Below are 17,808 nucleotides of genomic sequence, written 5' to 3'. Positions count from 1 at the left end.
TCTCTCTAGGTGAGACCGTGGCGACCGATGGCCAGGAACTTCTCACGCCGCGCCAGGCGCCGCTCTTGAGACGACATATCTTCCACAGCGCCAAGCGCCCTTGCGATTGCGTCGCCCAAATTGCTGATCGCGTCGTGCGGATGGCGATGGGCCCCGCCAAGCGGCTCGGGGACGATCTCGTCGATCACTTTGAGTTCGAGGAGATCCTGGGCCGAGATTTTCATTGCCTCGGCGGCGTCGGACGGCTTGCCCCCGTCCTTATCGCCTTTCCACAAAATGGACGCGCAGCCCTCGGGCGAGATGACGCTGTAAACCGAGTGCTCAAACATCAGCACCTTATCGGTTGCCGCCAGCGCCACGGCCCCGCCTGACCCGCCCTCCCCCACAATGACCGATACGGTGGGCACCGACGCATCCAGGAATTTCGCCGTCGAGCTGGCAATCGCCTCGGCCTGGCCCCTCTCCTCAGCCCCAAGGCCAGGATAGGCGCCGGGCGTGTCGACCAGCGTGACAATGGGAAGGCCGAATTTCTCCGCAAGCTCGACGAGGCGGATCGCCTTCCGATATCCTTCGGGGCGCGCCATGCCGAAATTATGGGTCACCCGGCTCTGCGTATCGGAGCCCTTTTCGTGTCCCATGATGATCACCGAGCGGCCACGGAAGAACGCCGGGCCACCGATGATGGCACTGTCCTCACCGAAATTACGGTCCCCCGAAAGGGGGGTGAACTCCGTCGTCAATTGCTCGACATAATCGGAGAAATGCGGCCGAGCCGCATGTCGCGCGACCAGTGTCTTTTGCCAGCGGGAGAGATGACCATAGGTATCGCCGAGAAGCTTTTCGGCTTTGCCTTCCAGCCGAGAGATTTCGTCGGCGACATCGACCTTCTGGTCCCCCGCAAGGGCGCGCAAATCGTCGATTTTTCCTTCGAGTTCCGCAATTGGACGTTCGAATTCAAGGTAACTGCGCATGAACGGTCCCCTATTGTCCCACAATCTCCGCTGGGCGGAGCCTCGTTGCCTTCAGCCCCACAAGCCGATCTTAGCCCAATCGTTTTGCAGGTCCCATACCATAGCGGGTCTGTTGTCGGTTGCCAGTATTGCCCAATGGGTGACGGTGTTCGAGCGTTTTCGCCAAACTACCTGACCCGATATGGGTATAGATCTGGGTCGTTGAGATGTCGGCATGACCGAGCAATTGCTGCACGATACGGAGATCGGCGCCCCCCTCAAGCAGGTGAGAGGCAAAGGCGTGGCGAAGGACATGGGGGCTGACCCGTGTCGGATCGATCCCCGCCCTGGCGCTCAGCTCTTTGAGTAATTGGGCGACCCGCGCGGTCGTGATGTGCCCGGTTTTGCCGCGCGACGGAAAGAGAAAGGCCGAGGCCCGCTCGGCGTCGGTCTGGACGGCGACATAATGGCTGACCGCCATGACAGCGCCATCGGTCAGGGGCACCAAGCGTTCCTTTTGCCCCTTGCCCAAGACCGTCATCCACGGCTCCCCCGCCCGAACGGCGCCTCGGGGGAGGCTGCACAGCTCCGACACCCGCAGTCCCGTCGCGTAGAGAACCTCAAGAAGGGCATGCAGCCGCAAGGGCCCCGGTTTCATGCATGCCGCCTCATCCCGTGCCAGATCGAGGAGGCTCGCCGCTTCGTCGATGGAGAGGATCTTCGGCAATGGTCGGCGCGCCTTCGGCCGGTCCACCAATTCGGCGGGATTATCTTCTCTCATTCCCTCCGTATACGCAAAAAGATAGAACTGCCGAAGAGCCGACAGACACAATGCGGCAGTAGCCGCGCTGCGCCCCTGACCATGCAGATGATCGATATAGGCGGACAGATCCGCCGCAGTGGCCCTGAGAAGGGACGTGCCTCGCTGAAAGAGAAAAACCGAAACCCGTTCAAGATCGCGACCGTAATTTCGCAAAGTGCGCGGAGAAGCCCCCCGTTCCACCGCCATCATATCTAAAAACAAATCGAGGGGTCGGCGGTCGGTCGGCCCTATGGCGGTCATCGTCCCCTCCTCATTGACGCGGCTTGAGGCTCGGCGTGCGGGAACCTTCCGGCGGACGGCCAGCCCCACCACGATCACCTGCGAGAAACGCTTCGGCCTCGGCCCGGAAGCTCGCATATCGGTCGAGCCACGACAGATCGGCGTGCTGACGCGACCAATCGAGGACGGTCGCTCGGATATCGCCCTCGCCCTCGGCGCGGGTGTTGGTGCCGGCGAGATAGATAAGCGCCGGAAGGGCTTGACCCTCGGCATCCGCCGTCTCCAGCGCGCGCGCGACTAAGGACGCTACGGGCAATTCCGGCTCACGGGCGATCGCGAGAAAAGGCGTCGGGGACTCCACCGATATCTCCATCTCCAGATAGGAGGCGATGCGGCGGGCGGCATTCGGATCCCGTTCGGCATAGACCTGAACGAGCCGTTCGGCGACGGCGCGCCCCTGGCCGCTTGTTGCATCAGCGGCCAGGGCCAAAATCCACCGCTCAGCCACCCGGTCCTGATCGACCATCATGGCCGCAAGGGCAATTTCGGCGGCATAAGGGGCGTAATTATCCACCGGCGCCACCACGCCCAACCAGCGGGAATAGAGCCGCGCCCGGGCAAGTCTCTCTTCGTAATCCGTGCCCCCGGCGGCCAGGGCGCGCCCGAGTTCTTCGGCCTGTTCAAGGGATTGCGGCGGTAACGAGGTCAAGATGACGAGACTATTGGCAAGCCCACTTGCCTCCATGCCATCAACCAATCGCACCGCTTCTTCCGCGCCAATCATATTTCCGGCCAAGGCCATCAACAGGGCGCGCTCTCGCACGGAGTCGGGAACGAAGTCGGATCGCGCCGCTGCGGCCGTGATCGCCGGACCGGCCCGCATCAAAAAAGAGGCATCCGGGCGGACGCCGCGCAACTGCATGATTGTCCAGTCAAAGACCGAGGGCGTTCCGGGGGGCACCCCAAGACTCTCGCCGCCGGCAAAGGCCGCGAGCCGCTCGATTTGTTCCGTCGTCAATGTCCCCTGTCGACGGAGGAGGCCCAAGGTCAGATCAGCCGCCGCGTCCTCACCCGCATGGGCGTAGCAGACATAGCGCAGCGTGATCCAAAACGGGTCCGAACGCCCCTCGCGCAGGGCCTCTCCCCGGGCGCAGGCTTGGTCCACTTCGCCGTCGAGAAGCTCCTTATACGCCACAACCTGACTGAGCGCGGGGTCCTGCCCGCTGCCGCTGACGATCCCCGCAAGACTGGCCGCATCGCGATAATAGCCGGCGCGCGCCACCTTCAGGAATTTTTGCCCGGCCAGGGCATTATCGGCTCTTTCCGGTCCGGCGCCGGGGGAGAGAAGAACCCGCCTTAAAAGCTCGCGATAAAGCGGCTCGGAAAATGTGTCCGGCACGGCCATCAACAGGGTCTCGACCTCGTCGCGATCAGCCCCCTGCCAGAGCGTTTCGGGCAAGGCCCCCTGGTCGGCATTCAGCGTGCCAAGCGCGAAGGCACTGTCATCGACGGCCACCCGCTCCATCTGTGCAGCGGCCCCCATGGGCAGGAGGGCGGCCCCGAGAACCCCCAGAAATGTCTTACGCATCCATCCTATCGAGCGGTCAGCTCGACCTCCTTCTCAACCAGGCTCTGTGCCGGTACGCGACGATCTCCGACCACGTATAGCAAACCGAGAGTGAAAAGGACCAAGAACCCGATAAAAATCGCGAATTTCATCTCTCTGCCCTATTCCCCTTACTTTATTTAACTTGTGCTGGCCTGGTCTTCAACGCCTCGGGATCGGCGATGTCCTTTCCCCTAACCGCACGAAGCAAATGTCAGGGCTTGGTCTCCGCCGCCGTTCCGCGCCGCCTGTCATAAGCGGCTTTCCGCTCACGGATGGCGCGCTCGGCCCCGCGATCGGTCGGCTGATAGAGGGCACGCCGCTCAAGACCTTCGGGGAAATAATCGAGCCCGGCATGGCCCTCCTCCGTATCGTGATCGTAGACATAGCCTTTGGCGTAGCCTTGCGCCTTCATCAGGCGCGAGGGCGCGTTCACCGCATGGGGCGGCGGCATTGGGGAGCCCCCTTCCCGCGCGAGCCGCTTTGCGTCTTTGAGCGCGCGATAAGCGGCATTTGATTTCGGAGCAGTGGCGAGATAGCTGACCAATTGGCCGATGGCGATATGTCCCTCTGGATCGCCAAGAAATTGATAGGCGTCCTTGGCCGCAATGGCGAGGGATAAGGCGGCCGGATCCGCGTTGCCGATATCTTCGCTGGCGATGACCACCAAGCGCCGCAGAACGAACAACGGATCCTCCCCCGCCTCCAGCATCCGGGCGGTGTAATAGAGGGCCGCATCGACGTCGGAACCGCGTACGGATTTTTGAAGCGCGCTGGCGAGATTGTAATGGCCGTCTTGCTTCGCATCGTAAACCGGCATCCGCCGTTGAATAGCCTCGGCCAAGCCCATCTCATCAAGGACGTCGTCAAGAGACAGACCGGCAATTTCTTCGGCCATCCCCAAGAGGAAGCGACCATCGCCGTCCGCCGCGACGAGAAGCTGGGCGCGCGCGGCGGGGGTGAGCGGGAGCGGCGCGCCGATATCCTTCTCCGCCCGCTGGAGCAATTGCTCGAGGGCAGCCTCGTCGAGACGATGAAGTGTCACCACCTGCGCACGGGAGAGAAGGGCCGCATTGAGGGCAAAGGAGGGGTTTTCCGTGGTTGCCCCCACCAAGGTGATCGTCCCCTTTTCCATCACCGGCAGGAAACTATCCTGTTGAGCGCGGTTGAAGCGGTGAATTTCGTCGACAAACAGCAAGGTGCCCTGCCCCGTTTGACGGCGGCCCTCCGCGGCCTCGAAAACTTTCCTGAGATCAGCAACGCCCGAAAATATCGCAGAGATCGAGACGAATTCGAGATCCACGGCCCCCGCAAGAAGCCGGGCCAGCGTGGTTTTCCCGACCCCCGGGGGCCCCCATAAGATGAGTGACGGCAGATGCCCCGCTTCGATCCGTTGCCTGAACGCCGCTCTGATCCCCAGCAAGTGATCCTGCCCGACAATCTCGGACAGCTGGCGTGGCCGAAGGCGATCCGCCAGAGGTCGCGGTGCCGCATCGGCAAGGCCCGACGCGGAAAACAGATCGTCGCCCGCCCCTGCTATCGCCCTATCCTCAAAGTCGACACCCGTCCCGATCGGTTCGTCACCTGAATAAGATAACCAGGAGCAGACGTCTTAAGGACGGCGGTGAGGTCGCGCACGCGCTCAATCGGCTCCCCGTTGACGGAGAGGATAATCACGCCGCGGCCCAAGCGGTAGCGACTGGCGATCGACCCACGGACCGTTTCGAGAATAACGACCCCTTCGGTCAGGGGGGGAAAGCCGATCTCTTCGGCCAAAGCCGGGGAGAGATTAGCGACCGTCGCTCCGGTGAAGGGGGAGCTTCCGCCAATCGTCGTGGTCTCTCGTGCTGGTGTTTCAGGCGGGAGCGCCAAGCGGACCTGGGTTTCCCGCTCTCGACCATCGCGAAGATACCGGACAGCCACCCTTTCGCCGTCGCGACGGGTCCCGGGCCGATACTTCAAGGCCTCGGCGCTGAGGACATCCTGGCCCCCAATGGCCAGAACGACATCGCCTTCCTTCAGCCCGGCAAGGTCGGCGGGACCGCCTGGATAAAGCGCTTCGAGTATCGCCCCGATCGGCCGGTCGAGCCCCACAGCTGCGGCCAACCGACTGTCAACGGATCGTCCCTCAACCCCTAACCAGGGACGGCGGACCGTCATTTGCCCACCGACGGCACTGTCGACCACCTGACGGACGAGATTACCGGGGATTGCAAAACCGATCCCGTTCGATCCTCCCGACCGGGAATAAATGGCGGTGTTCACACCGAGCAAATTGCCGTCGACATCGACAAGCGCCCCGCCGGAATTTCCCGGATTGATGGCGGCATCCGTCTGTATAAAGAATTGATAGTCCGATACCGATGCAGCGGTCCGGGAGAGGGCCGAGACGATACCACTCGTCACCGTCTGACCGACCCCAAACGGATTGCCGATGGCAAGGACAATATCCCCCACCGCGGCGGTGTCTGAGTCGGCAAAGGACAGCGCCGGCAATGGCGCGCCTGCGTCGATGCTTAATATCGCGAGATCCGTCTGCGGATCGGTCAAAAGGATCTCGGCCTCGTACTCACGACGGTCGGCCAGCACCACCTTGATCGCGCCGGCATTCTCGACGACATGATTGTTCGTAACAACGATCCCCGATTGATCCACGATGACCCCCGATCCGAGGGAGCTCTCGCGGCGGGTCCGAGCCCCCCCCGGCACCCCCCCAAAAAAATCGCGGAAAAACGGATCGTCAAAAACAGAGCGCATCTGTCGGGTAACAGTGCGCTCAGTGTAGATATTGACCACCGCAGGCGCCGTTTTTTCGACAACCGGCGCGTAAGTGGCGCGGAGCCCCGCATCGGTTGCCGGTTGAAACGTCGGCTCCTGCGCGGCGACCGGGTGGGCAAAACCGAGGCCTAACGCCAAAATGACGCCGGTGGGGGGCCACAAACGCTTCATAGGGTCATAACCTCGCTTATCCCCAAAGCGATATCGGGCAAGCGACCCAACGGTTCAAGCAGCGAAACCTTACGCTTCGGCGAACTCTTCGACGTGCGTGTCCGCCGTCGGACCGGAATCCACGCCTTTGGCGGTTTCATCGCGGTCCACAAATTCGATGACAGCGCGCGGGGCATTATCGCCGAAGCGGAAGCCCGCCTTCATCACGCGGGTATAGCCGCCATTGCGGTCCTTGTAGCGCGGCCCGAGGGTCTCAAACAGCTTGCCGACCATCGCGACGTCGCGAATCTGGCTGATCGCCTGACGCCGAGCGTGCAGATCGCCCCGCTTGGCAAGCGTGATCAGCTTATCGGCGATCGGTTTCAATTCCTTCGCCTTTGGCAGCGTCGTCGTGATCTGCTCGTGCTTGATCAACGAGGCAGCCATATTCGCAAACATCGCCTTCCGGTGGGAGGCGGAGCGGTTCAGGCGACGGTGCGCTTTTCCGTGGCGCATAAGAAAGTCTCCACTGCTCCGGGGACGGGCCCGGATGGTTTGGAACAAGGTAGAGCCGCAGCGTCTGCCACAGCGAGAACAAAAAAGGAAGGGCGAACCGTCCCCCTTCCCCCTTTTCAGAACCTCCGGGGGACGGCTTGATGCCGCCTCCCAATATTAGTTCTGATCTTCGAATTTACGCGCGAGTTCTTCTATATTGTCCGGCGGCCAATCCGGCACATCCATGCCGAGATGCAGGCCGAGGGTCGCGAGCACTTCTTTGATCTCGTTCAGCGATTTCCGACCGAAATTCGGAGTCCGCAGCATCTCAGCTTCGGTCTTCTGAATGAGGTCACCGATATAGACGATGTTATCGTTCTTCAGACAGTTCGCCGACCGGACGGACAATTCAAGTTCATCGACCTTGCGCAGAAGCGCGGCGTTGAAGAGCAATTCTTCATCGGCACCCCCCTGATCGTCGCGCTTGGGCTCATCGAAATTGACGAAGATTTGGAGCTGATCCTGAAGAATGCGCGCCGCAAAGGCCGCCGCATCCTCCGGGGTCACGGCCCCATTTGTCTCCACTTCGAGGATGAGTTTGTCATAGTCGAGGACCTGTCCCTCCCGGGTATTCTCGACACTATAGCTCACCCGGCGCACCGGCGAGTAAAGGCTATCCACGGGGATCAGCCCAATCGGCGCATCCTCGGGTCGGTTGCGATCGGCGGGCACGTAGCCTTTACCGGTCTGAACCGTGATTTCCATCCGCAAATCAGCGCCCTCATCGAGGGTGCAGATAACGTGATCCTTGTCGAGGATTTCGATGTCGGCGGTCTCTTGAATGTCGCCGGCGGTCACAATCCCAGGCCCCTGTTTCTTGAGGGTCAACCGACGGGGGCCGTCAACATGCATCCGTAAGGCCAGCTGTTTGATATTGAGCACGATGATCGTCACGTCCTCGCGAACCCCGGGGATCGACGAAAATTCGTGCACAACGCCATCGATCTGGATCGCGGTCACCGCTGCCCCCTGAAGGGAAGACATCAGAATTCGCCGCAGACTGTTGCCCAGAGTCAGGCCGAAGCCCCGCTCGAGAGGTTGAGCGACGATCGTCGCCTTCCGTTGCGGATCGTATGACGACACCACCTCAAGCTTTTGCGGCTTGATCAGTTCCTGCCAATTCTTTTCGAGCATAATTTCTCCTCGGACAGGCCTCCCCCAAGGAGGTCGCCCTGCAATAACGCGATGAGCGTCAGACCCGACGACGCTTGCGCGGCCGGACACCATTATGGGGAATCGGCGTCACGTCACGAATATTGGTGACGGTCAGGCCCGCGGACTGCAACGCCCGAAGAGCGCTCTCCCGACCAGACCCCGGACCCCGGACCAGAACGTCCACCGATTTGAGGCCGTGGTCCATTGCCTTTTTCGCGGCATCCTCAGCGGCCATCTGTGCCGCAAAGGGCGTCGATTTGCGCGACCCCTTAAAGCCCATATGCCCAGCGGACGACCACGACACAGCATTGCCCTGCTCGTCGGTGATGGTCACCATCGTGTTGTTGAAGGACGCGTTCACATGAACGACGCCATTGACGATATTCTTCCGTTCGCGACGGCGGACGGCCTGACGTTGCGGTTGGCGTGCCATTATTTCTTCTTCCCGGCGATCGGTTTGGCGGGGCCCTTACGGGTCCGCGCATTGGTATGGGTTCGCTGACCGCGCACGGGGAGGCCTCGACGATGACGCAGGCCGCGATAACACCCAAGATCCATCAGACGTTTGATGTTGACGGCGGTTTCACGGCGCAAATCGCCCTCAACCGTATAGCCCTCGTCGATAGCCTCCCGGATACGGAGAATTTCCGCATCCGACAGCTCCTGGACGCGACGCTCTTCGGCGATCCCGACGCGGTCGGTAATCTCCTTCGCGAGGGACGGACCGATTCCATGAATATAGGTCAGGGCGATGTGCACCCTCTTGTTGTTGGGGATATTGACCCCTGCAATACGCGCCACGTGATTTGGCCTCTCAATGCTTTGGGCGGGTGCGGCGGTCCGCACCAGCGGGTGACTTTCCAGCGCGCGCCCCTTTTCGGGAGGGCCGCACGAAACCACGGGTGAAATTCGAGCGAAGTCGGGATCTATAAAGCCTAAGGGTCAGGCGTCAAGACAAGCTGTCAAGAACCTTGTCGATCTCTGCAGAAACCTGATCGATTGGCTGCATTCCGTCGATTTCCCGCAACAGACCCTTCTCCTTGTAGAAAGGAATAAGCGGCGCCGTCTGCTCGCGATAGACCTCCAGACGATTCCGGAACGCCTCTTCGTTATCATCGCTGCGCACCGGCTCGCCGCGGGCCTTTGTCTCTTCAATCCGGGTCCTGAGGCGATCGACCAGCGCGCCCTCATCGACCTTCAATTCAAGCACGACGTCGATATCGCAGGATTTCGTTTTGACGATATCATCGAGCATCTGCGCTTGGCCGAGGGTGCGGGGAAACCCATCCAACAAAAACCCCGGCTTGCAGTCCGGCGCGTCGATCCGTTCCGCCACAATCCCAGCGACAACATCATCGGAGACCAGGTCGCCGCGTTCGATAATCGCCTTCGCCTGGAGGCCCACGGGGGTTTCGGCCTTGATCGCCGCGCGCAACATGTCCCCAGTGGACAATTGCGGAATTCCGCGGCTCTTTGCGATATACGCCGCCTGGGTTCCCTTGCCGGCGCCTGGCGGTCCTAGGAAAATAACAATCATCAGCGCGCCCCTCTCAGTTTCGATTTCTTGATTAGCGACTCATATTGTTGGGCCAAGAGATGTCCTTGAATCTGTTGCACCGTGTCGAGGGTCACCGTGACGACGATCAACAGTGATGTCCCCCCGAGCGTAATCGGAATCGCCGGATTTTGCGCCCTCAGAAACTCCGGCACCAGACAGACAAAAGTCAAATACGCCGCGCCGATCACGGTGATGCGGGTGAGCACATAATTGATATATTCCGCGGTCCGGGTGCCGGGACGATAGCCCTGGATGTAGCCGCCATATTTCTTGAGATTGTCAGCCGTATCCTCGGGATTGAAGACAATCGAGGTGTAGAGAAAGCAGAAGAAAATGATCCCCGCCGCGTAGAGCGCGAAATAAAGGGGTTGGCCCACCGCCACATAAATCAGGATATTTTGCAGCCACAGAGGGCTATCCTGGCCAACCGCCGCCTGAGCCGTCGCGGGCAGCAGGAGAATACTCGAGGCGAAGATAGGGGGGATCACGCCGGCCGTATTGAGCTTCAGCGGCAGATGGGATTTCTCCCCCTGCACCATTCGATTGCCTTGTTGGCGCCGGGGATACTGAACCACGAGGCGGCGCTGGGACCGTTCGATAAAGACCACGAAGGCAATGATGGCGATGGCCCCCAAGATCACGCCCACAATGACAGAGGCGCTCATGGCGCCCGTGCGCCCACTGGCGAACAATCCGGCGGCGGCCCGCGGCAGCTCTGCGACGATCCCGGCGAAAATAATCAAGGAGATCCCATTGCCGATCCCTCTTGCGGTAATTTGTTCCCCCAACCACACCAGGAACATGACGCCGCCAACCAACGTCACCGTTGTAGTGATATAAAAGATCGCATTGGGGTTTTGCACCACCGGCACCGTCTGCCCGGCGATCGTGCCGGTCGTCCCCGCAATCGTGGCCGCGATGAAATAGCCCTGCACCGTCGCGAGCAGCACTGTCAGATACCGCGTATACTGGTTGATCTGACGGCGCCCACTTTCCCCTTCTTTCTTGATGGCCTCAAGCGAAGGCACCACCGCCGACATCATCTGCATGATGATCGACGCCGAGATATAGGGCATGATATTGAGGGCCAGGATCGCCATCCGTTCCGTCGCCCCGCCCGAAAACAGGTTGAAGGTGCCGAGAAGACCGCCGGTCTGTTGGCTGAACAAATCGCGAAACGCGTCCGGATTGACCCCGGGGATCGGGATGAACGTGCCGATTCGGTAGACGATGAGGGCACCGATCGTAAACAATAGACGCTTTTTCAGCTCATCGGCTTTCGCAAATGAGCTGAGATTGATGTTGGATGCGAATTGTTCGGCCGCCGATACCATGCGCTGTTCCTACTGCCACCAAAGCTTCCTCGCGGTCGTGACCGTGGCCGTCTTTTTCGGTAACCGCAACATCACCTGAACGCCCCCCCCCTCAACCGATCCGGTCGACAGGGGCGCTCTTCTGATTACTTGCCCTTCTTCGCCGCCTCTTTGTGCGGCCCCCGCAGGCGTTTTTTCTTTTCAGGCCGCGTCATGGTCACCGTGCCGCCAGCTTTTTCGATCGCGTCTCGCGCCGATTTCGTGGCGTAGGTGACCGTTACATCGACTTTGGCCGAGAGCTCGCCCGATCCCAACAGGCGAACGCCATCCACCTTTGTCCGATTGAGCGAGCGAGCGGAGAGCAGGGTCTCTTCTGAGACCATTGTGGTCCCTGCCTCAGCCAGCTTTTGCACATCGGACAGATTCGCTTCGGCAAAAGAAAGCCGCCCTGGGGCAAGGAAACCGCGTTTGGGAAGCCGCATATGCAACGGCATTTGCCCGCCTTCGAAGCCTTTGATGGCCACACCCGAGCGGGATTTTTGTCCTTTGACACCGCGGCCACCGGTCTTGCCCTTGCCGGAGCCGATGCCCCGACCCACGCGCGTACGGGACTTGCGGGCGCCCTCATTGTCCCTGAGATCTGAGAGTTTCATTTGTCATCCTTTCGACTGAGCGGCGCCGACCCGATGCCGACGCCTCGCCTGTGCCGGTGGGCCCCTGAGGACCCTGATCCTGGAAAGGAAGGCGCCGGCCCGCCGCAACTTGTCCCCCTCGGAGGGAAAGCCCCTTTCCGTCCGCCGGTGCCTATTCGCCGACGACCTCGACCATGTGGCTGACCTTCGCGATCATCCCCCGAATGGCAGGGGTGTCTTCGAGTTCGCGCACGCGACCGATTTTGCCAAGTCCCAACCCTTTGAGCGTTGCGGCTTGATCCTTGGGACGCCGGATCGGACTGCCGGTCTGACGTACCTTAAGCGTTTTCTTGTCTGCCATGCCCCTGCCTCCTTAGGCCGCATCCGCCGACGCGGCGGCATCGGGCTGAACGGCCGCCCGGCGATTGACCAGCTCAGACACTTTCATGCCGCGCTTCGCCGCCACTGACCGAGGGTTGTGCTGGTTCTTCAGCGCATCCACGGTGGCCCGCACCATATTATAAGGATTTGACGTCCCGAGGGATTTTGCCACGACATCTTGGACGCCAAGCATCTCGAACACCGCCCGCATCGGCCCCCCGGCGATCACACCGGTTCCCGGCGGCGCCGTACGAAGAACCACTTTCCCCGCCCCATGCCGTCCATAGGCATCGTGATGGAGAGTCCGACCGTCCCGCAAGGGCACCCGAACCAAGCTCCGCTTTGCCTCTTGGGTCGCCTTGCGAATGGCTTCAGGCACTTCGCGCGCCTTGCCCTTGCCGAAGCCCACACGCCCCTTTTGATCGCCGACGACCACAAGCGCGGCGAAGCCGAAATTCTTGCCGCCCTTCACCGTCTTCGAGACCCGATTGATGGCCACAAGGCGGTCGGTGAACTCGTCCCGTTCCTCGTCGCGCCCCTTGCCGCGGCCGCGGCCCCGGCCGCCCTGTTGCGGTTCCTTTGCCATAAATTCAGCCCTTTAGAATTTCAGGCCGCCCTCACGGGCAGCATCCGCCAGGGCTTTCACCCGGCCATGAAAAATGTAGCCGCCTCGGTCAAAGACGACATCCTCGATCCCTGCCTCTTTGGCGCGGGCCGCGATCAGCGCCCCCACCTTGGCGGCCGCATCAATATCGGACCCCTTGGCCTGCTCGGCCTTGAAATCTTTCTCAAGGCTCGACGCGGCAGCGAGGGTCTTGCCCGCCCGATCGTCGATGATCTGCGCGGCGATATTCTTTGCCGAACGGAACACCGACAGGCGCAATTTCCCGTTGGCTTTACGGGCTAGAGACGCCCGGGTCCGACCGGCGCGCCGGCGGCGTTTTTCAACATTTGTCTTGGTCATAAGCACCACAAGAAAACAAAGCGCACAGCCTTATTTCTTCTTGCCCTCCTTCCGGAAGATATATTCACCCTCATACCGAACCCCTTTGCCTTTATAAGGCTCGGGCGGACGGAACCCCCGGATCTTGGCGGCCACCTCACCGACGACCTGCTTGTCGCGGCCGGTGATCTCAATCTCGGTGGGTTTGCCCACCTTGATATCGATGCCTTCGGGCGGATCAAATTCAACATCGTGGGAATAGCCAAGGGCCAGGACCAGGGTCTTGCCCTTCATCTGAGCGCGGTAGCCGACCCCAACCAGTTCCAGTTTCTTGGTGAAGCCGTTCGATACGCCCTCAAACAGATTGGAAATCTGGGTACGGGACATCCCCCACATGGAGCGGGCGGGTTTAGACTTGTCCTTTGGCGTAACCGTAACGCCATTCTCGCCCATTTCGACGAGGCAGAGTTCGTTCACCACGAACGCCATCTCCCCCTTGGGGCCCTTGGCCGTGACGGTCTGACCGTCGATTTTGGCGTCGACACCCTTAGGGACGGGGACGGGCCGTTTGCCGATACGTGACATAATGGATCGCCTCCCTTTTAGTAGACGTGACAGAGAACTTCGCCGCCCACATTGTGCTCGCGCGCCAATGCGTCCGACATGACCCCTTTGGGGGTCGACAAAATAGAAATACCGAGGCCGTTGCGCACAGGCTCAATATTCTTGACCGACGAGTACACACGCCGACCGGGTTTCGAAACCCGCTTGATCTTGGAGATGACAGGCTCGCCCTCGAAATATTTCAATTCGATCTCGAGGTCCGCCTTCCCCTTGTCATGTTCAACCCGCGTGTATCCGCGAATATATCCCTCATCCCGCAAAACGTCGAGCACGCGCTGGCGGAGCTTTGAGGCCGGGGTCGTTGCCCGATTCATCCCCCGCATTTGCGCATTCCGGATACGGGTCAGCATGTCGCCGATCGGATCATTGATCGCCATGGTCGATACCCTCCCTTACCAGCTCGATTTCACAAGACCGGGGATCTTGCCCTGAGAGCCAAGCTCCCGAAGGGCGATCCGCGACATTTTCAGCTTACGGTAATATCCCCGCGGCCGACCGGTGACGAGGCACCGGTTCCGAATGCGCGTCTTGGACGCGTTACGGGGGATCTCCGCCAATTTTAGCGCCGCCTTGAACTTATCTTCGGGGCTTGCCTCATCGGAACGCATGATCGCCTTGAGCGACTGCCGCTTATTTTCATATTTAGCGGCCAGCTTGCGTCGTTTGACGTCCCGCTCGATCATCGCTTTTTTCGCCATTTTTCGTTTCTCCTCGAGGGCCGGTTTCCGCATCCTCCGGACACGAACCTAGCCTCCTAACCCTTCGCTATTTGCGGAAGGGGAAATTGAATGCCTTTAACAGGGCGCGCGCTTCTTCGTCATTGGTCGCCGTCGTGCAGACGACGATGTCCATGCCCCGCTGCCCCTCGACCTTGTCGTAATCGATCTCAGGGAAGACGATATGTTCCTTAAGCCCCATGGCGTAGTTACCACGCCCGTCAAAGCTCTTCGGATTGAGCCCGCGAAAATCTCGCACCCGCGGCAAGGCGATGGTGATGAGACGGTCGAGAAACTCAAACATTCGGTCCTTCCGCAGGGTGACTTTCACGCCAAGCGCCATCTCCTCGCGGACCTTAAACCCGGCGATAGATTTCTTCGCCTTCGTCACCACCGGACGCTGTCCGGCAATGCGGGTCAGCTCATCGAGGGCTTGATCGACGACCTTCCGGTCATTGACCGCATCGCCGAGGCCCATATTGATGACCACTTTCTCGAGCTTGGGGATCTGCATCACATTGCCGTAGGAGAATTGCTCCTGCATCGCCTTGCGAATGTCCTGCTCATATTTGGTCTTCAGGCGCGGCTTGTAGTCTTCCGCGACAGCAGCCTCAGACATCGATCACCTCCCCTGAGCGTTTGGCGACTCGCACTTTCTTGCGGTCCTCGCCCTCGCCCACGAATTTGAACCCAACCCGGGTCGGTTTGCCGTCCTTGGGGTCCTTGATGGCCACATTCGACACATGGATCGGCGCTTCGCGCGTGATGATCCCCCCAGCGGAGGCCTGGCTCGGCTTCTGGTGGCGTTTGATCATGTTCACGCCCTGAACCGTTACACGCGCCGCCTTCGGATCGACCTTGACCACTTCGCCCTCGGCCCCGCGATCGCGGCCAGCGAGAACGATCACGCGATCACCCTTTTTAATCTTCGCCGCCATCTCAGAGCACCTCCGGTGCCAACGACACGATCTTCATGTGATTGGCGCGACGCAGCTCCCGCGTCACCGGCCCAAAGATCCGTGTGCCGATCGGCTCTTTGTTGTTGTTGATCAGCACAGCCGCATTGGAATCGAAACGGATCACCGATCCGTCACGACGCTTAATGTCCTTAGCGGTGCGCACGACCACGGCCTTCATCACCTGGCCCTTTTTCACCCGGCCACGCGGCATCGCCTCTTTGACGGAGACGACGATAATGTCGCCCACGCCGGCATATTTCCGCTTGGCGCCGCCGAGCACCTTGATGCACTGGACCCGCTTCGCGCCGGAATTATCGGCGACGTCCAGGTTCGTTTGCATCTGGATCATATGCGATCCCTCCAAATTTGCAGGCCCGGGGAAACCGGATCCCGCCGTTAAACTATCTAAGCGACGTTATTCCGCCGCCTCACCCTGCTGGGCCGAGGCCGCATCCGCCGCCACCTGCTCCTCAGTGACCACTTCCCACCGCTTGAGCTTCGATTTGGGCGGACACTCACGGATCAAGACCCGCTGCCCCACCTTCAACTCATTGCTCTCGTCATGGGCGTGATACCGCTTGGAACGCCGCACAACCTTGGCCAACAAGGGGTGCTTGAACGCCCGATCCACACGGACCACGACCGTCTTTTCTCCTTTGTCGGACACGATCGGTCCTTGAAGAATACGTTTAGGCATCAGTGCCCTCCATCTCGCCGGCGGCCGTCAATTGCCGCTCGGTCTGGATCGTCTTGATACGGGCGATGTCCCGGCGCACCTCTTTGATGCGCGCGGTTTTTTCAAGCTGCCCGGAGGCCCCTTGGAAGCGTAGATTGAATTGCTCACGCTTCAGTTCAAGAAGGCGATCTTTCAGCTCATCGTCGCTCAGATCACGAACGTCGTTCGATTTCATCGCTTAGTCTCCGATCCGTTTGACGATACGGGTCTTGATCGGCAGCTTCGCCGCGCCAAGCTCGAGAGCTTCACGGGCCAGCGCCTCAGGCACCCCATCGATTTCGAACATGATCCGCCCGGGCTTCACCTTGCAGACCCAGCGGTCGACAGAGCCCTTCCCTTTCCCCATCCGCACTTCCGTCGGCTTGGCGGTCACGGGCACGTCAGGGAAAATCCGGATCCAGACGCGTCCCGCCCGTTTCATATGGCGCGTAATCGCCCGGCGGGTTGCCTCGATCTGACGCGAGGTAATCCGCTCCGGCTCAACAGCTTTGAGGCCGTAGGACCCGAAGTTGAGATCGGTACCGCCCTTCGCCAGGCCTTTGATCCGGCCTTTATGCTGCTTACGGTATTTTGTGCGTTTCGGCTGAAGCATGACTCATATCCCTCAGGCGTTTTCACGACGCGGACGACGATCCCGGCCTTGATTGGACGGCGCGCCGGTCTGGCTTTCAACAAGACGGCGTTCGGAGGCCATGGGATCGTGATCGAGAATTTCGCCCTTGAAAATCCAGACCTTGATGCCGATGGCCCCATAGGTAGTGCGCGCCGTGGCGATCCCGTAATCGATATCCGCGCGGAGCGTGTGAAGCGGCACCCGCCCCTCACGATACCATTCCATCCGGGCAATTTCGGCGCCGCCGAGACGGCCCGAACAATTCACGCGGATCCCGAGCGCCCCCATCCGCATCGCGGTCTGCATCGCGCGCTTCATCGCGCGGCGGAACGACGCCCGACGCTCAAGCTGCTGGGCGATATTCTCCGCGACAAGGGTCGCGTCGACCTCAGGCTTACGGATCTCGACAATGTTGAGGACCGTCTCCGACGACGACATCTTTTGCAGTTCTTGACGCAGCTTTTCGATATCCGCGCCCTTTTTGCCGATGACCACGCCGGGCCGCGCCGTATAGATCGTCACACGGCACTTTTTATGCGGCCGCTCGATGACGATCCGGCTGACACCGGCATTCTTCAAGCGTTTTTGAAGAAAATTCCGAATACGGAGATCTTCATGCAAGAGATCGCCATAGTTTCCCTTGCTGGCGAACCAGCGGCTGTCCCAGGTGCGGTTGATCCCGAGCCTAAGGCCAATCGGACTGACTTTCTGACCCATCAGGCGGCCTCCTCAACTTCGCGGACGACAATCGTAATTTCCGAGAATGGCTTACGGATCCGCCCGATACGTCCGCGTGCCCGAGCGTGCCACCGTTTCAGCACCATATTCTTGCCGACAAAGGCCTGATCGACGATCAGGCTGTCGACGTCGAGATCGTGATTCTCTTCCGCATTGGCAATCGCACTTTGCAAGACCCGCCGCACATCGAGGGCCACACGCTTGCGCGAGAATTCAAGCTCGTCCAGTGCGCGCTGAACTTTCTTCCCACGGATCATTTGAGCCACGAGATTGAGCTTTTGCGGGCTCGTCTTGATCATCCGGCCTTTGGCCATCGCCTGATCTTCGGCGACACGGCGGGCGTTTTTGCTCTGTGCCAT

Annotated in this window: 26 protein-coding genes; all 26 read right to left on the bottom strand. The window is 60.5% G+C overall.

Annotation, left to right across the window (positions count from 1 at the left end):
• Positions 1-5: 5 nt before the first annotated feature.
• Complete coding sequence (locus PB2503_RS09050; RefSeq protein WP_013300946.1) at positions 6-971, bottom strand: acetyl-CoA carboxylase carboxyltransferase subunit alpha; 966 nt, start codon at positions 969-971, stop codon at positions 6-8.
• Between the two features lie 70 nt (positions 972-1,041).
• Positions 1,042-2,013 (bottom strand): tyrosine recombinase, encoded by a 972-nt coding sequence (locus PB2503_RS09045; protein ID WP_013300945.1) that lies wholly within the window; start codon positions 2,011-2,013, stop codon positions 1,042-1,044.
• A gap of 10 nt (positions 2,014-2,023) precedes the next feature.
• Positions 2,024-3,580, bottom strand: a complete 1,557-nt coding sequence (locus PB2503_RS09040) for a hypothetical protein (protein WP_013300944.1) — start codon at positions 3,578-3,580, stop codon at positions 2,024-2,026.
• Between the two features lie 232 nt (positions 3,581-3,812).
• Entirely contained in the window at positions 3,813-5,138 is a 1,326-nt protein-coding gene (locus tag PB2503_RS09035; RefSeq protein ID WP_049781998.1) for a replication-associated recombination protein A, read from the bottom strand.
• Entirely contained in the window at positions 5,135-6,547 is a 1,413-nt protein-coding gene (locus tag PB2503_RS09030; RefSeq protein ID WP_013300941.1) for a Do family serine endopeptidase, read from the bottom strand. The genes PB2503_RS09035 and PB2503_RS09030 overlap by 4 nt, the downstream gene beginning before the upstream one ends.
• 69 nt (positions 6,548-6,616) lie before the next feature.
• Positions 6,617-7,042: a 50S ribosomal protein L17 gene (gene rplQ / locus PB2503_RS09025; protein WP_013300940.1), complete on the bottom strand. Its 426-nt coding sequence runs from the start codon at positions 7,040-7,042 to the stop codon at positions 6,617-6,619.
• Between the two features lie 156 nt (positions 7,043-7,198).
• Entirely contained in the window at positions 7,199-8,215 is a 1,017-nt protein-coding gene (locus PB2503_RS09020; protein WP_013300939.1) for a DNA-directed RNA polymerase subunit alpha, read from the bottom strand.
• Between the two features lie 58 nt (positions 8,216-8,273).
• Positions 8,274-8,669, bottom strand: a complete 396-nt coding sequence (gene rpsK / locus PB2503_RS09015) for a 30S ribosomal protein S11 (RefSeq protein ID WP_013300938.1) — start codon at positions 8,667-8,669, stop codon at positions 8,274-8,276.
• The gene (gene rpsM / locus PB2503_RS09010; RefSeq protein WP_013300937.1) at positions 8,669-9,037 is read right to left on the bottom strand and encodes a 30S ribosomal protein S13; all 369 of its coding nucleotides are present in this window, start codon (positions 9,035-9,037) and stop codon (positions 8,669-8,671) included. The genes rpsK and rpsM overlap by 1 nt, the downstream gene beginning before the upstream one ends.
• Before the next feature lie 148 nt (positions 9,038-9,185).
• A complete protein-coding gene (locus tag PB2503_RS09005) occupies positions 9,186-9,773 on the bottom strand; it encodes an adenylate kinase (protein WP_013300936.1) in 588 nt (195 codons plus the stop codon).
• Complete coding sequence (secY, locus tag PB2503_RS09000) at positions 9,773-11,128, bottom strand: preprotein translocase subunit SecY (protein ID WP_013300935.1); 1,356 nt, start codon at positions 11,126-11,128, stop codon at positions 9,773-9,775. The genes PB2503_RS09005 and secY overlap by 1 nt, the downstream gene beginning before the upstream one ends.
• A gap of 125 nt (positions 11,129-11,253) precedes the next feature.
• Complete coding sequence (gene rplO, locus PB2503_RS08995; protein ID WP_013300934.1) at positions 11,254-11,760, bottom strand: 50S ribosomal protein L15; 507 nt, start codon at positions 11,758-11,760, stop codon at positions 11,254-11,256.
• Between the two features lie 151 nt (positions 11,761-11,911).
• Positions 11,912-12,100, bottom strand: a complete 189-nt coding sequence (gene rpmD / locus PB2503_RS08990; protein ID WP_013300933.1) for a 50S ribosomal protein L30 — start codon at positions 12,098-12,100, stop codon at positions 11,912-11,914.
• Positions 12,101-12,112: 12 nt separating this feature from the next.
• Complete coding sequence (gene rpsE / locus PB2503_RS08985) at positions 12,113-12,706, bottom strand: 30S ribosomal protein S5 (protein WP_013300932.1); 594 nt, start codon at positions 12,704-12,706, stop codon at positions 12,113-12,115.
• A gap of 12 nt (positions 12,707-12,718) precedes the next feature.
• A complete protein-coding gene (gene rplR / locus PB2503_RS08980; RefSeq protein WP_013300931.1) occupies positions 12,719-13,084 on the bottom strand; it encodes a 50S ribosomal protein L18 in 366 nt (121 codons plus the stop codon).
• A 30-nt stretch (positions 13,085-13,114) separates the two neighbouring features.
• Complete coding sequence (gene rplF, locus PB2503_RS08975; protein WP_013300930.1) at positions 13,115-13,648, bottom strand: 50S ribosomal protein L6; 534 nt, start codon at positions 13,646-13,648, stop codon at positions 13,115-13,117.
• Between the two features lie 17 nt (positions 13,649-13,665).
• Entirely contained in the window at positions 13,666-14,064 is a 399-nt protein-coding gene (rpsH, locus tag PB2503_RS08970; RefSeq protein ID WP_013300929.1) for a 30S ribosomal protein S8, read from the bottom strand.
• A 15-nt stretch (positions 14,065-14,079) separates the two neighbouring features.
• Positions 14,080-14,385 (bottom strand): 30S ribosomal protein S14, encoded by a 306-nt coding sequence (gene rpsN, locus PB2503_RS08965; protein WP_013300928.1) that lies wholly within the window; start codon positions 14,383-14,385, stop codon positions 14,080-14,082.
• Positions 14,386-14,452: 67 nt separating this feature from the next.
• Positions 14,453-15,022, bottom strand: coding sequence for a 50S ribosomal protein L5 (rplE, locus tag PB2503_RS08960; RefSeq protein ID WP_013300927.1), 570 nt, complete (start codon positions 15,020-15,022; stop codon positions 14,453-14,455).
• Positions 15,015-15,341 carry a 50S ribosomal protein L24 gene (gene rplX, locus PB2503_RS08955; RefSeq protein WP_013300926.1) on the bottom strand — a complete coding sequence of 109 codons (327 nt, stop codon included), beginning with the start codon at positions 15,339-15,341 and terminating at the stop codon, positions 15,015-15,017. The genes rplE and rplX overlap by 8 nt, the downstream gene beginning before the upstream one ends.
• A gap of 1 nt (position 15,342) precedes the next feature.
• Positions 15,343-15,711, bottom strand: a complete 369-nt coding sequence (gene rplN / locus PB2503_RS08950) for a 50S ribosomal protein L14 (RefSeq protein WP_013300925.1) — start codon at positions 15,709-15,711, stop codon at positions 15,343-15,345.
• 66 nt (positions 15,712-15,777) lie between these two features.
• Entirely contained in the window at positions 15,778-16,059 is a 282-nt protein-coding gene (gene rpsQ / locus PB2503_RS08945; protein ID WP_013300924.1) for a 30S ribosomal protein S17, read from the bottom strand.
• Positions 16,052-16,273 carry a 50S ribosomal protein L29 gene (gene rpmC, locus PB2503_RS08940; protein WP_013300923.1) on the bottom strand — a complete coding sequence of 74 codons (222 nt, stop codon included), beginning with the start codon at positions 16,271-16,273 and terminating at the stop codon, positions 16,052-16,054. Before rpmC ends, rpsQ begins: the two co-directional genes overlap by 8 nt.
• A gap of 3 nt (positions 16,274-16,276) precedes the next feature.
• Complete coding sequence (gene rplP / locus PB2503_RS08935; protein ID WP_013300922.1) at positions 16,277-16,690, bottom strand: 50S ribosomal protein L16; 414 nt, start codon at positions 16,688-16,690, stop codon at positions 16,277-16,279.
• Between the two features lie 12 nt (positions 16,691-16,702).
• Positions 16,703-17,428, bottom strand: coding sequence for a 30S ribosomal protein S3 (gene rpsC, locus PB2503_RS08930; protein WP_013300921.1), 726 nt, complete (start codon positions 17,426-17,428; stop codon positions 16,703-16,705).
• A complete protein-coding gene (rplV, locus tag PB2503_RS08925) occupies positions 17,428-17,808 on the bottom strand; it encodes a 50S ribosomal protein L22 (RefSeq protein WP_013300920.1) in 381 nt (126 codons plus the stop codon). Before rplV ends, rpsC begins: the two co-directional genes overlap by 1 nt.

It is taken from the genome of Parvularcula bermudensis HTCC2503, assembly GCF_000152825.2.
In the GTDB taxonomy this organism is placed as follows: domain Bacteria; phylum Pseudomonadota; class Alphaproteobacteria; order Caulobacterales; family Parvularculaceae; genus Parvularcula; species Parvularcula bermudensis.
The sequence above is the reverse complement of the archived record's forward strand: the minus strand, read 5'-3'. Positions and strand labels throughout refer to the sequence as shown.